Origin of the sequence: Xanthomonas axonopodis pv. maculifoliigardeniae, from assembly GCF_041519315.1 — a bacterium.
In the GTDB taxonomy this organism is placed as follows: domain Bacteria; phylum Pseudomonadota; class Gammaproteobacteria; order Xanthomonadales; family Xanthomonadaceae; genus Xanthomonas; species Xanthomonas euvesicatoria.
In genome coordinates, this window is record NZ_CP167998.1 from 4,756,888 (window position 1) to 4,769,176 (window position 12,289).

The 12,289-nt window shown below is 68.0% G+C and carries 8 protein-coding genes; 1 reads left to right on the forward strand and 7 read right to left on the reverse strand.

All coding sequences use genetic code 11. From position 1 onward, the window contains the following. Positions 1-38: 38 nt before the first annotated feature. From bphP to ACDH77_RS20175, 6 genes are all read right to left on the reverse strand, one after another. Positions 39-1,943, reverse strand: a complete 1,905-nt coding sequence (bphP, locus tag ACDH77_RS20150; RefSeq protein WP_031425156.1) for a bacteriophytochrome BphP — start codon at positions 1,941-1,943, stop codon at positions 39-41. After that, positions 1,940-2,533 (reverse strand): biliverdin-producing heme oxygenase, encoded by a 594-nt coding sequence (locus ACDH77_RS20155; protein WP_008573226.1) that lies wholly within the window; start codon positions 2,531-2,533, stop codon positions 1,940-1,942. The genes bphP and ACDH77_RS20155 overlap by 4 nt, the downstream gene beginning before the upstream one ends. A gap of 99 nt (positions 2,534-2,632) precedes the next feature. Continuing rightward, positions 2,633-3,898, reverse strand: a complete 1,266-nt coding sequence (locus tag ACDH77_RS20160) for a TCR/Tet family MFS transporter (protein WP_029820605.1) — start codon at positions 3,896-3,898, stop codon at positions 2,633-2,635. Positions 3,899-4,181: 283 nt separating this feature from the next. Further along, positions 4,182-6,344: a lytic murein transglycosylase gene (locus ACDH77_RS20165; protein WP_372353632.1), complete on the reverse strand. Its 2,163-nt coding sequence runs from the start codon at positions 6,342-6,344 to the stop codon at positions 4,182-4,184. Positions 6,345-6,519: 175 nt separating this feature from the next. Beyond that, a complete protein-coding gene (locus tag ACDH77_RS20170) occupies positions 6,520-6,726 on the reverse strand; it encodes a hypothetical protein (protein WP_031425161.1) in 207 nt (68 codons plus the stop codon). Positions 6,727-6,910: 184 nt separating this feature from the next. Further along, positions 6,911-7,297, reverse strand: a complete 387-nt coding sequence (locus tag ACDH77_RS20175) for a YchJ family protein (RefSeq protein WP_008571430.1) — start codon at positions 7,295-7,297, stop codon at positions 6,911-6,913. 96 nt (positions 7,298-7,393) lie between these two features. Between ACDH77_RS20175 and ACDH77_RS20180 the strand changes: the two genes are divergently transcribed. Beyond that, the gene (locus tag ACDH77_RS20180) at positions 7,394-8,203 is read left to right on the forward strand and encodes a sulfite exporter TauE/SafE family protein (protein ID WP_029820602.1); all 810 of its coding nucleotides are present in this window, start codon (positions 7,394-7,396) and stop codon (positions 8,201-8,203) included. A 47-nt stretch (positions 8,204-8,250) separates the two neighbouring features. Here the strand turns inward: ACDH77_RS20180 and ACDH77_RS20185 are convergent, their stop codons facing one another. After that, on the reverse strand, positions 8,251-12,279 hold the full coding sequence (locus tag ACDH77_RS20185) for an SbcC/MukB-like Walker B domain-containing protein (protein WP_372353633.1): 4,029 nt from the start codon (positions 12,277-12,279) through the stop codon (positions 8,251-8,253). Between the last annotated feature and the right edge of the window lie 10 nt (positions 12,280-12,289).

Consider the following 12,289-nt stretch of genomic DNA (forward strand, 5'->3'; position numbering starts at 1 on the left):
ACGCATGCGCTGGCCGCCTGCCGGTGATCGCAGCGCTCTTACTCCGGGTCGCGCAACTGCAGCAGCCAGTGCGCAGTGACGCCGCTGGGGCTGGGCAAGGGTTCGAGATGGAACTGGCGATACACCGGTGCACCATCGCGGGTGCGCAGCGGCAAGGTGACATAGGCGGCGCGACCCAGGCGTAGCGCCTCTTCGAACAGTTCGACCTTGCCACGTGCGGCATCGTCGGCCAGCAAAGCGAGGATGTCGCAACCGATCAACTCGGCCACTTCGGTCTGGCTGAGTTCGGCGAACGCCGGGTTGACGAACATCAGCCGGTGCGCAGCGGCGTTGGCACCGCGTTCGATGATGGCCACCCCGTCGCGCAGCCGCGACAGCGAGGCTTCGAGCAGAGTGAAATCCTGCTGGAAGCGCTTGCGTTCCATCAGTTCGATCAGCACACGCAGGCTGCGCGCCGATTCCAGATGCAGCGGCGACCAGCGCCGTGCGCGGCCGCGCACGGTCTGCTGCCACAGATCGAAACTCTTGCGTGGCGACAGCCGCGAATTGGGGATGTCCTGCAGCTTGGCCAGCTGCGGGTTGCCGGCCCATTTGACCTGCTGCACCTGCTCGCGGCGGGTCCACAACAGGGCGCTACGCGATTGCGGCATCAGCGGCACGAAGATGAAGCCGGCAGCCAGCGGAGCGAGGTCGGCCAGCTCGGGGAACACCTCGCCGATGGCGTCCACATGCAGGGCACCGACCGCATCCTCGCGCAGGGCGTCGTGATGCTCGGATTCGATGTGGTCGCGGATGCGGCGCAACGCCTCTGCATCCGGCACGCTGCCATGACGGCTGATTTCGTTGCCGTGGAAGATTGCCACGCCATCGGCGTCGACCACGTCCATCAGGTCCGGGGCCATGTCGGCGAGCATGTCCACGGTCAGGTGCTCGGCGTCGTTGAAGTCGGTGATCAGCTTTTCGCGGATGGTGAGCAGCACCGACTCCAGCCGCGCCCGCCCCACCGCCTGCAGCGCGCCGATGCGCCCGGCCAGCGCGCGGGTCACCGCATCGGTGGCATCGCGCATGGCATGGCTGGTGAAGTGCGGGCTGTAGTGGTGACAGGAAATCAGCCCCCAGAGCGCATCGTTGACCACGATCGAGGACACCAGGGTGGCGCTGACGCCCATGTTGGCCAGGTATTCCAAGTGCACCGGCGAGACGCTGCGCAGGCTGACATCGCTCAGATCCACCGGGGTGCCCAGGCGCGGATGCAAGGTGGGCTGGATCGGCGACGGCTGGTACCGCACATCGGCGATCTGGCGCACGCGGTTGCGCAGGTACAGCGCGCGTGCCTGCGCCGGGATGTCGCTGGCCGGGTAATGCAGGCCCAGATAGGCTTCCAGTTCGGGCTGGCGCGCTTCGGCGATGACGTCGCCATTCCACTCTTCGTCGAAGCGATAGACCATCACCCGGTCGAAGCCGATCATGCTGCGCAGGCCCTTGGCCGCGCGCACCGCCGCTTCGTCGATGCCGGCATCGCGCTCGATGCTGCGCAACAGCGGCAGCGCTTCGCGCAGGGTGACATCCATCAGGCGCGCGTCGCGCGGCTCGATTTCAATCAGCCATTGCTCCGGATACAGATGCCAGGCGGCCACCCAGGGATGATCGGTCGGCGCGCTGCGCTGCGGGAAGCGCACATCGGCGTGCAGCAGGTGCTGCGGTTGATCGTCTACTGCAAATGGTTGCGCATCGGGCAGTTCCAGCACCTGGGTGTACGGCATGCCCAGCAGGGCATCCATCGGCACGCCGATCAGATCGGCGGCGGTGCTGCTGGCCTGCACGATGCGGCCATCGGCCGGTTCGATCACCAGCAACACGCCGTAAGGCTGGATCAGGCCGGGAATATGGATCGGTTCCCGCGCGCAGACATCCATATCCAGAGGTTCGGTGGACTGATTCACGGCTGTGGCTCCGCTGCGAGGCAGGTATGGAAGTGGGCGAACATGGCCTGCGCGCCGTCGATGGCGGCGTCGCGTGCGGATGGGGTGGCCAGGCGTCGGTCCAGCGCTGCCTGGAAGCGGCGCCAGCCGGCCGGGTCGTCGTCGGCCATCTCGAAATAGCGCAGGGCGCCGGCCAGCGCGGGCTGCTGCTTGCGCACGCTGCGTGCGATCACCCGTCCACCGAGCTGCGAGCCTTCGATGACGTACAACATGCCCCAGCGCGCGGCATCGTCGGCAGTGGCGGGCAGTGCGGCCGGCAGATCCGGTTGCTGGCCGAGCGCGCGCAGGTCATCGCGCAGTGCCGGCACCCGACGGCGGTAATGCCAGCCGTTGCCGACCAGGGTGGCCAGCCAGTTGCCGAGTTGCGCTTCGAAGCCGCTCAGCAAGGCATGGTGGCGGCGCAGGATCTGCACATAGGCGGCCGAATCGACCCGCCCCTGCGCTAACGCCTGCATCAGCGGCACTGCTTCGACCAGGCGATGGGCATCCTGGGTGGCGTGGCGCAGTGCGAGCGCAGCCGATGGCGGAACTGCCAGGACGTCGGAAACCATAGGAGCTCAAAGCGGTGCCGCGGCACGAAGGACACCAGCCTAGCAGTGCCTGCGCAAATCAGAAAAAGCAGACGCGAGCGCAAGCTGAATAGGTTGGCTTCACGGCTGCGCCGCGGGGCTGGTGCCGGCGCCGCGCGCAGCCCGTTTCCAGGCCATGCCCCAGCCTGCGGCCAGCAGCACAGCGGCCAGCAACCACGGCGCGCCCGGCAGATGCAGCGGTGCACCGCTGCCGATGAACCAGGCGAAGACATTGGCGAACAACAATGGACCGGCGATACCGGCCAGGCTGACCAGGCCGGTGAGCGCGCCCTGCACGCGACCTTGCGCGTCGGCGCCGACCTCACGGGTGATCAGGGCCTGCGCGGACGGTGCGGCGATGGCCCACAACGCACTGATCGGCACACCGATCAGGAAGGCAGTGCCGCTGTCGGCCAGCCCATAGATGATGAAGCCGATCACCCCGCAGCCCAGCCCCAGCAGCAACGCGCGGCGTTCGCCGAGCCGGCGCACCAGGCGGCCGACCAGCAACGCATTGACGATGATGCTGCAGACACCGACCCCGGCCAGCACCCAGCTCACTTCGCGCGGGCCCCAATGGTATTGGTAGCCGGCGAACAGCACGAAAATGCTGGGATACACGTAATGCGCCAAGTTGGCCAGGAACACCACCGACGCCAGGCCGAACACCTGCGGGTAGCGGCGCAGCAGTTTGAGCGCGCCCAGCGGATTGGCGTGCGACCAGTCCAGCCGCGCGGTACGACGTTCGGCGGGCAGCGATTCGGGCAGCACGAACCAGCCATACAGCACGTTCAACAGGGCCAGCCCGGCAGCAAACCAGAACGGCCAGCGCAACCCGATGCTGCCCAGCCAACCGCCGATCAACGGGCCGGCGACAAAGCCGATGCCGAAGGCGGCACCGAGCATGCCGAATGCGCCGGCGCGTTTGTCCGGTGGGGTGACATCGGCGATGTAGGCATTGGCGGTGGAGAAGCTGGCCGAGCACACGCCGGAGATGACCCGCGCCAGCAGCAGCATCGGCAGGCTGTGGGCAATGGCCATCAGGATGAAGTCCAGGCCCAGGCCCAGGCACGAGAGCAGGATCACCGGGCGGCGACCGAACCGATCGGAGAGCGCGCCCTGCAATGGCGAGCAGACGAACTGGATGGCAGCGAACAGGAAACCGAACCAGCCGATCCAGCCGGCGGCCACCACGTAGTCGCCGCCGGTGAAGTGGCGCACCAGATCCGGAAGTACCGGAATGATCACCCCGAAGGACAGCACGTCGATCAGGACGGTGATGAAGATGAAGATCAGCGCGGCGCGGCGGCGCCCGGGGACGGGAGCGGAATCGGGAGAGAGGGACATCGCGCGGCGCAGTTGGGCGAAGCGGCGAGTTTAGCGGTGGATTGAATGATGGGGTTGGGGTGGGCTGTCGTCTGATGCGCCCAAGGTCCCCCTCTACTGAAAGCCCCTCTCCTGCGGGAGAGGGGTTGGGGTGAGGGTACGGGGCGAAGCGACATGTGCGCTCAGCCTCCACCAGGCTTCGCGCCTACCCTCATCCGCCCCTTCGGGCACCTTCTTCCGATGGGAGAAGGAAGCCTCGATGCTGCTTTATTTTTGGCGTAGACAGCAGCGCGGGCCTGGGCGGCTACTCGACGCTGATGGTCTGGGTCAGGGTGTGGCTGGCGCCGGGAGCGAGTTCGATCACGTCCGGGCCGGCATTGGCCGCTTCCAGGCAGACGTAGTCGCGCCAGCCCTCGCCCACGTCGGCCATCTGCTTGCCGGCCTCTTGGCCCGGGTTCCAGGCCACCAGCGAGCGGCTGCCTTCGGTAGCGATGACGATGCGGCGGCCGAGCACCGGGTCGGTGAGCGTGTAGCGGCCGCCTGCATTGGTGTAGATGCGGTCGCTGCGGCCGGGGTCGCGTGGGTCGCGCAGGCTCCAGGCGCCTTGCTGGCGGTGGGCGGTGGCGTAGTTCTCGTACTTATCGAGATAGTCCAGGCCGTCCAGGCCCTGCACGCTGACCTTGAGCGCGTCGCCGACACGGAAATAGTTGTGCAGCGCCTGGGTGAAACGCACCGGGGCGGCGCTGGTGTTTTCGGTGATCAGGCGTTGCTCCAGCGTGCGGCCGATGCGCAGGGTCATGCGCAGGCGCAGCGCCAGGTCGTCGAAACGCGGCGGGGTGAGCGTGAGCACCACGGTGCCGTCGTCTTCACGGCGGCTTTCGGTGAGTTGCCAGGCCACCGTGCGCACGAAGCCGTGGGCGGGGACGTCGCCGGTCTGGTCCTGGCGGCCGAAATACGGCCAGCACACCGGCGCGCCGCCGCGGATCGGGGTAGGCGGCTGCTTGGCACTGGGCGAGAGCCACATCACGTCCTGTCCGCCCTTGGGCACGAACGAGAGCAACTGACCGCCGAACAGGCTGATGGCGGCGGTGGAGAACGGGGTGTCGATCAGCAGCGACGGAAACCCGTGGAAATCGCCTGTGGTCAGGCCGGTGGTGTCGGACATGGGGGATGCCTTGTGGACGCTGGGGGATTGGGCGAAGGCCGGGTATGCGGCCGGCAGCTTGAACGCGGTGGCGCGCATGGCGGCGGCGCCGGTAACTGGCGGGGCGGCGCGCAGCGCGGTGAGGATGCGTTGGCCGGGGCGGCCGTCGGCCGGTTGCAGGCCCAGGCGGGTCTGCTCGACCTGGATGGCGCGGCGGGTGGCGCTGCCGACCATGCCGTCGGCCTCGCCGATCTGGTAGCCACGGGCGAGCAGCAACTGCTGCAGTTCGCGCCGTTCGGGCCGGCCCAGGCCCGGATCGTCCGTGGGCCAGGCCGCGATCAGGCCGGGGCCGCCACGCAGGCGATCGGCGAGCAGGGCGATGGACAGCGCGTAACTTTCGGCGGCGTTGTAGGCGTAGATCGCGTCGTAGTTGCCAAACACCAGGAACGCCGGGCCGCTGGCACCGGCCGGCAACAGCAAGGCGGCCGGCGTTTCTGCCGGCAGTCCGGCCGGTGCCAGCGGTGTGCCGTCGGTGCCGAGCAGGCCGGCGCTTTGCCAGGCCTGCAGCGGTTGGCGGCGGGTGCGCCCGGCCTTGCTGGCGTCGAAGCCCCGCGGCAGGGTGACTTCCATGCCCCACGGACGGGCGCGTTCCCAGCCGGCCTTGACCAGGTAGTTGGCGGTGGAGGCCAGTGCATCGGGAATGCTGGTCACCAGATCGCGACGGCCGTCGCCGTCGCCATCCACCGCGATGCGGGCGTAGGTGGAGGGCATGAACTGGGTTTGCCCGAACGCGCCGGCCCAGGAGCCGGTGAGTCCGTCCGCCGACAGATCGCCTTGCTGCAGCAGGCTGAGCAAGGCGAGGAATTCGCCGCGAAAGAACGGCTGGCGGCGGCCCGCGCACGACAGCGTGGCCAGCGACACCAGCAGCGGGCGTTTGCCGGTGACGCGGCCGTAATCGCTCTCCACGCCCCACACCGCCACGATGGTGGCCGGGTCCACGCCGGTCTGTTCGGACAGGCGGCTGAGCAGCTCGCGGTGGGTAACCAGCATGGCCTGGCCGTCGCTGACACGCTGGCTGTCGACCAGGCTGGCCAGGTAATCCCAGATGGGCGTGGTGAATTCGGGCTGCGCATCCAGCAGCGGCAGCACGCTGGGATCGGGCGCCAGCCCGGCGGTGAAGCGCTGAAAGCTGGCAGCGTCCACGCCCTTGGCAGCGGCCTGGGGCTGCAGGCCAGCCAGGCAGCGGTCGAAGGCCGGATCGGCAGAGGCTGCCAGCGGCAGCAGTCCCAACACGAACGGCAATGCGCGCCGGGCCAGCGTCATGGCGCGATGGCCGGCGGGTGGACAGACCTCATGCGGCGAAGTGCTCCTGCGCGGCAAGTCGAGCCGCCGAGCATAGCCAACCTGGAGGTCACAAGCGTGCAGAGGGCGATACGTGAGGCGTCCCTGGGTGGGGCCGGCGGCTCGGTGCGAGCGAGAGGCCGGCGGCCCGACGGGCTCAGCTGCCGTCGCCGGTGATCCCGGTCAGCATCGACAGGGCCGGCGCGGATGGGGCGTTGTCGGTCACTCGGCGGGGGCGGGCATGGCGCGGCGCATCGTGGCGCGGGCCGAAGCGAATCAGTGCGGTCGCCACGCACGCCGGCAGCACGATCGCGAACACGACCGCCGCCAGAAGCACCCACTGCCAGAGATTGAAGGTTGCCATGATCCAAGTCCCCCCGCGGCGGAGTTCGCCTGCGCGGCAAGCTTCGGCGATCGGCTGCGAACGCGGCGTCGACAAATGGCGGGCGTAAAGACCGTTCGTCGGGCTGGACCGGCCTGGCGGGCGGTGCATCGAGGGCGCAGTTGGCTGGCGACGTCGGGTTGGAGTGGGACGGTCGGCGTGGGTCTCAGCGCGCGTCGAGGTAGTACCAGTGACCTGCCTCGCGCACGAAACGGCTGTGTTCGGTCATGCGGACTGCGCTGCCGCCACCGATGCGATAGCGCGCCAGGAAGACCACCTCGGCCGTCTCGGGGCCGGTCTCGAGGGTGCGCTGCACGCTCAGGCCAAGCCAGGTGGTGCGCCCGCCTTCGTCCAGCGACAGCGCGGCCGGGCGCGTGGACGGATGCCAGCTGGCCAGCAGGTACGCAGCATCGCGGCGCACGTAGGCGCTGTAGCGGGCGCGCATCAACGTCTCGGCGTCGGGCGCGGCGGCACCGGCGTGATACGGGCCGCAACAACGTGCGTAATCGGCCGGGCGGCCGCAGGGACAGGGGTCGGTGGGTGCGGTCGGCATGCGGGGATTGTGCGGGATGGGATTGGGGATTGGGGATTGCATTGCGAAGCGGGACGCGGGAGCGGCGGCTATGCTGTCGCCCCCGTTGCGCGGAGCGTGGTCTTGCTGGAACTGATTCCCACCGAATTGCCGTGGCTGCTGTGCATTGCGTTCGTGGCCGGGTTGGTGGATGCGGCGGTCGGCGGCGGCGGATTGATCCAGCTGCCGGGCCTGTTTGCGACGCTGCCGCAGCAGGCGCCGTCGCTGATTCTGGGGACCAACAAGTTCAGTGCGATGTTCGGCACCGCTGCGTCGGCGTGGCGATACGCGCGCACGGTGCGCTTTCCGTGGCGGCCGGTGCTGTATGCCACCGCGGCGGCGTTTACGTTCTCGTTCCTGGGCGCGACCGCTGTCAGCCTGATGCCCAGGCAGGCGGTGCGGCCGCTGATCCTGGTGCTGCTGATCGCGATGTTGATCTACACGCTGATCAAGAAGGACTTCGGCGCGCTGCATCGGCCACGTCAGATCGGCCGGCGCGAACTGGCCACCGCGTTGGCGATGGGAGCGGCGATCGGCTTCTACGACGGGTTCTTCGGCCCCGGTACGGGCAGCTTCCTGATCTTCCTGTTCATTCGCTTTTTCGGGCTGGATTTCCTGCGCGCCTCGGCGGCGGCGAAGGTGGTCAACCTGGCCACCAACCTTGCGGCGCTGTCGTTCTTCTTGCCCAGCGGGCAGGTGATGCTGGCGATCGGCCTGCCGATGGCGGCGGCGAACGTGGCTGGCGCGGTGGCCGGCACACGGATGGCGTTACGTGGCGGCACGCCATTGATCCGCAAATTGTTCCTGGTGCTGGTGATCGTGCTGATCGGCAAGATGGGCTGGGATCTGCTGCACTCATCACTGGCACCCGCTGCCAACGCAGCGTAGTCGAACCGGCGACGCCACGTGCAGATGGCGTCGCCCGTGGATTGTCTTCAGCGCTTGCCGCGCGCCTGCGGGGCGTTCGCCTTAGCGGCACGCTTTTTGGCCGGCGACGGTTTCGCTGCCGCACGTGATGAAGATGTCTTGCCGGCACCACGCGCTGGCTGACCAGTCGATGCAGCTGTTGCACGTGGCTTGGCTGCGGCAGTGTTTTTCACTGGCGCAGATGCAGCGGCGACCTTCCTGGATGTGGCGTTGGATGCGTTTGCGGCCGCAATCGGCTTGCCCGGCGTGTTTGAAGACGGAGTGGTCTTGCCCACGTTGGACCTGGCTCCTGAAGACACCGCCGACGCGTCCGCCGTGCGTTTGCCGGATGCCGGCATGTTGGCCACAGCTGGCGTGCGCGAAGTCGGTTTCTTGGTCTGCGTTGCGCGAGACTGTGCCGCAGCGCGCGTGGAAGATGCAGTCCTGGCGTTCTTGGCGGCCTTGTTCTGCTTGTTCGCCGTCGCGACGGCCGGCTTGCGCTGACCAGTCTGCGTTTCCGGCGCCGCGGACGAGGTCTCCTCCGCCGCAGGCGATGCCGTGTGCAGCGGCACGCCGTCGGCTGCCATGCCATCTGCGCTGGCAGCGCCCTGCACGACTGCAGGCTCGCTCAACGCCGCGATCGACGGCGCTGCGCCAGCAGCATCGGCAGCTGCCGCCTCATCGCCACGCGAGCGCTCCGGCAGCTTCAATCGCTGTGCCTGCTCGTCGTATTCGATCAGCAACACGCCGGAGTTATGGCGGCCGCTGATTTCGACAAAACATGCGCCGCCGATGAAGGGCTCCAAGGTCATCACCGACTTCAACGGCGTGGCCACCACCATCTGGAAGCCGAAGTTCTCGAAGATGTTCATCGCCAGCGCGGTGAATTCGTTGTCGGCCTTGTCGAAGGCTTCGTCCAGCACCACCGCGCAGTAGCGCGGCAGTTCGCCGTCTTCGCCGCCAAGCTGGTAGCGCAGCGCGGCCGCCAGGCAGGTGGTTGCCAGTTTCTGGCGCTGACCGCCGGACTTGCCCGCGCCGCTGCGGTAGATCTCCACCTGCGCGCGCGTCTGCGCGTCCAGTTCCACACCGATGAACTCCACGTGCAGGCGCACATCCAGCACCTGTTCGCGCCAGCGGCGTGCCTCCGGTTCCTGCGCGCCCAGGCGCGCCACCAGCGCACGCAAGGTGGAAAACTGCGCTTCAGCCAGGGCGCGGTCTTCGGTCTGTTGATGCGACAGCACCGCGCGCAACTGCTGCTGGAATTCCTGCACCTCGGCCAGGCGACGGTCGCCGACCTCGATGGTCAGCACGGTGTCGCGATTGAACGGCACCTGCTCCAGGCTGGCGTTGACCTCGTCCATGCGCTGCTTGATGCCCTTGTGGGCTTCGGCGGTGTAACGCTGCAAGGCCAGCAGGTTGTTCTTGCTCTGGGTCTGCAACAGGTCGAAGAAACGATGCTCGTGACGCGGCAGGCCATCGCTTTCCAGTCGGTCCAGACGCGCGAGGAAATCGTCGGCGCTGGCAAGGCTCACGGTGAAATCGCCGCTGTCTTCGGGCCACTGCTGGCAATACTTGCGGAAGCATTCCAGCAACTGCGCGCTGAGCCGGCTGTCGCGGCCCTGGCTGTCGGCCAACTGCTCGGCCAGGCCACGTTCGACCACGCGGAAATGCGCTTCCAGATTGTCCAGCGACAGCGGCGTCAATGCGGCAAGCCGTTCCCGCAAGCCCTGCAACTGGGTGGGCGTGAGCGTGGCGGAACCGGCGCGGCCCGCGCAGGCCGCGTGCTGCTGTTCGAGCCGCACGCGTTCGCGCGCCAGTTGCGCGCGCTCCAGCCGCACATCTTCATAGGTGCGCTTGGCCTGGTCGCGCAGGGTCCGTGCGGTCTCGATGGCCTGGCCGAGCACGCGCAGGCCGCTGTTGCCTTCGCGCAGCTGCACCAATTGTTCGTCGATATCGCTCAGGCGCTGCAGCTTGGGGCCGACGTCGATCTCGTCCCAGTCGCGCTCCACCAAGGTGTGCGCAGCGAGTTGGCGTTCCTGGTCCTGCTCACGCTGCTTGCGCAGCGCTGCCACATCGGCATCGCAGCTGGCGATGCGCTGGGCCAGCGCCTGCGCTTCGCGCTCGAACACCTTGAGCTTGTCGCGGTTGTCGTGACCGAGCAGCCAACGCTTGCGATCGTTGACTGCGTGGCGGTCGTCCTTCTCATAGCGATCGCCAGGATGCTTGACCTGGCCCTCGCGGGTGATCGCGCGGTCGGCGTTGCGCAATGCTGCGGCGTTGTCCACGCACGCGTAGTCGAAGCGACGGGTCAGCTCGTTGCGCAGCCATTCGGTAAAGGCGTGCTCGCGCAGCTGCAGCTTGCCGGGCAGCGCGCCGGGATCGACCCGCCGCGAATGCAGCTCGTCGTTGCGGCGCACACGGAAGTACACCAGACGCGTACCGATATGGGTGCGGTTGACCCATTCGCTGACCTGCGCGTAATGCCGCTCGTCCACCAGCAGCGATTGCGCAAAGCCGTGCAGCACCCGCTCGATCGCACCGCGCCAGGCCGTCTGGTCCTCGCGCACCTGCACCAGCTCGCCCACGAACGGCAGCGCGGCCTCGGCAATGCCGGTGTCTTCGCACAAGCGCGCGCGCAGGGCCTGCATCGGTGCGGGCATGCTCGATGGCGCGCGCTTCAGCGCCTCCAGTTCGGCACGGATTTCGGCAAACCGGCGCTCGTCGTCGCGCCGCGCGCCCATGCGTTCGGCGATGGCCTCATCCAGCGCGCTGGCGTCGTGCTTGCCGTTATCCAGCACGGTCTGCGCATGCGCGATCTGCGCGGCAAAGCCACTGGCGCCGGCCGCCAGGGCGGTGCCGAGCTGGCGGCAGGCCTGTTCGATCTGTGCACGGCGGCGCAGGCGTTCGTCGCGCTCGCGCTCGACGCGCGCGCGTTCGCGTTCCAGTTCCTCGATCTGCTCGCCACCGGCGGCGCGCTGCTCGCGCTCCAGGCCGACCAGTTTTTGTTCGTGGTTATCCAGCGATTCGCGGCGCTGGCCTTCTTCGCCGGCCAGTCCACGGTCCTGGTTGTCGAGTTCCTGCAGCCGCTCCTCCAGCAAGGCCAGCCGCTGCTGCTCGCGGTAGCTGTCCACGCCCAGCTGCAGCTCGCGCAACTCGCCGACGCTGTGGCGCAGCGCCATCAGCGCCGCGTGGTGCTCGCGCGCAGGGGTCAGGGTTTCCACCTGGCGCCGGGCGGTGACCACCGCATGGTGCGCGCCATCGAGCTCGGCAAAATCTTCCACCAGCCGGTCGGCCGCTTCGAAGGTACGCGGCTCGTCCAGCATGAAGCCGCGCAGAAACGCATTGAGATCGCCCAGGTTCTTGGCCGACTGGGTCTTGTGCAACAGCCGCAGCGCCATCTCGTTGCCGATGCCCAGCGCATGCCGGAAACGTTCGGCGTAGCCGGCGAAGCCGTCAAAATGCGCAACGTCCTCACCCAATCGCGCCTTGAGCTTGCGCAGGTCAAGATCGAAGCCATCCAGCTCGGTCGCCACGTCGAAACGGCGTGGCGCGACCATGTAGTGACGCCGTACATCGGCCGCCGCGTTACCGCTGCCGGCGATCCAGAACAAGCGGATCAGGCTCACCGCCTCGCCGTGCGCATTTGCGTATTCCAGCACCAGCGCGGTCCAGGTGGCGCCCTTGCGCAGGTATTGGGTGGCGATTTCGCCGGACGCGCTGTCCTGCTGATCGGCCCACGCACCGCGCACATACGACACCAGACTCCGATCGCGCCCACTGCGCTCGGCTTCGCGCGCGGCGGCGTTGAAGTCGACGATGCTCGGCGGCGTCAGCAGTGCCGACATCGCATCCAGCAAGGTGGACTTGCCCGAGCCCGAACGCCCGACAAACAGGAAGCCCTTCTCCGCGATCGGCACTTCGGTCAGCCCGTTGAAGGTGCCCCAGTTGTGCACCTGCAAGCGCCGCATGCGGAACTGCTGCGCACGTTGCTCGGCGAGCGTCTCGGCAAACAAGGAGGCACCTGGTTGCGCTGGCGACAGATTGGACTGGGAATTCATAGCTCACTCA